Genomic DNA, 1,164 nt, shown 5'->3' with positions numbered 1-1,164 from the left:
CTGCCCAAGTTCGCAGCACGGTAGAAGGTCAGGACAAACCTGACCAGAACGACGGTAGCTAACGCATAACACAGGCAGCTTCCGGGAGTAATTTCAGGAACTCTCCCCCTTGTGGAGAGGGCAGAGATGGGAGTGAAGATCTTGTCACCGGATCAGATTGCAAAATGCCCTGAAGCGTACCCCCACCCCTACCCCCTCCCCACAAGGGGGAGGGGAACAAAGGCCGCCCCCTCATCCGTCAGCCCGGCCAAGCGAAGCGCGAGCCGGGATCGGAGAGTCCTCAATGTCCATGTAGGGTACCGGGTTCACCGACCCCGGATCTCCGCTGTGCTTCGTCCGGGGTGACGACAGAGAGATGCTGCTACACCTCCCTCTCCCATTGGGAGAGGGTTGGGGTGAGGGGCTGAAATGTCTTGGCTTTCGGCGAGATAGTATCCTCTCACCCGCCACTGCGCGCCAACCTCTCCCAACGGGAGAGGTACACGGGCCAAGCCCTCATACAATCCTCCGCTGTCAGAAGTTTCCGTTTGGGCATATTTAACAAGGCCCGGATACAGTCTCCGTCCGTTGCATAGTCAAAGTGATTTCAAACGCGCTGCGAGGCCGATTTCGGGTCAGCGTGAGGAGATGAAAATGACCGAGGGTGTCATCTATGGCATTGGGACTAGGGAGGAAGCCCCACACACGATTGAGTGCTTTCCCTTGGATGGCGATGTCGACAAGATCGAATATGTCGACACTACAATTGACAAAGGGCACACACCCTTGTTTGACGCTGGCGAGCTGTATGCGGGCCGCGCAATCAAGCCAGACCATGTGCCGACGCGTGTACAATGGGAGAGCAAGCGATACCCGCCTCCTGATGTTCTATACAAGTACGGCATTTATCTCGTGTCGAATGCTTTCAAGGACATCCTTGAACGCCATGAACCGGGTGTTCATCAGTTCTTCCCTGTGGACGTGGTCTACAAGGACGGCTCGCTTGCGCGGCAAATGTACTTTTTCAACATCTGTAATCGTTTGGACGGAATGGATCGAGAGCGGGCGACAGCGAAATTCGCGAACGTTTCCTTTGACCCTCGTACCGGAGAGTTCGTGTTCAATCTCAAACAGATTGGCGAGGCCCATGCCTGGGTCGACAAGCATGTGATCTACGGTCGTTTT

Annotated in this window: 1 protein-coding gene; it reads left to right on the top strand. The window is 55.6% G+C overall.

Annotation, left to right across the window (positions count from 1 at the left end; translation table 11 throughout):
* Positions 1-633: 633 nt before the first annotated feature.
* The coding region (locus tag F0155_RS23165; RefSeq protein ID WP_161599891.1) for an imm11 family protein at positions 634-1,164 on the top strand (531 nt) is incomplete at its 3' end.

It is taken from the genome of Roseibium sediminis (assembly GCF_008711325.1).
GTDB classification, from domain to species: domain Bacteria; phylum Pseudomonadota; class Alphaproteobacteria; order Rhizobiales; family Stappiaceae; genus Roseibium; species Roseibium sediminis.
This window is presented reverse-complemented; position numbering and strand designations above follow the sequence as displayed.